The following is a 289-nucleotide window of genomic DNA, read 5'->3' as shown; positions in this document are numbered from 1 at the left end:
GGGCGGACAGCGTGAGGGTGTCGGCCGCGTTCTTCTCGCACAGCCACTCCTGCAGCTTGTCGTTGAGCCACCACGTGGCCTCCATCCCCGCCATGATCGCCTTCAGGTTCCGTGGATCACCGAGGACCCGCTTGTGCTCCTCGAAGGCCTCCGGCAGGAAGTCGAACAGCGCCGGTCCGGACGTCGTCCGGATGTCGCGCTCCAGGGCGGCGACGGACGCCCGGCTGCGCTCGATCAGTTCGGTGACGACGGCCGGATCGGTCTCGACCGGGGCGGACGCGCCGAGGAG

General features: G+C 69.6%; 1 pseudogene. It reads right to left on the bottom strand.

Going from position 1 to position 289, the window contains the following annotated elements:
- Window positions 1-289: pseudogene (locus tag LO771_RS30365) on the bottom strand (phosphoenolpyruvate synthase); the annotation flags it as partial.

The organism is Streptacidiphilus sp. ASG 303, from assembly GCF_020991365.1.
Taxonomy (GTDB): domain Bacteria; phylum Actinomycetota; class Actinomycetes; order Streptomycetales; family Streptomycetaceae; genus Peterkaempfera.
Note: the sequence above shows the minus strand (reverse complement) of the source record. Positions and strands in the feature narration are given on the sequence as shown.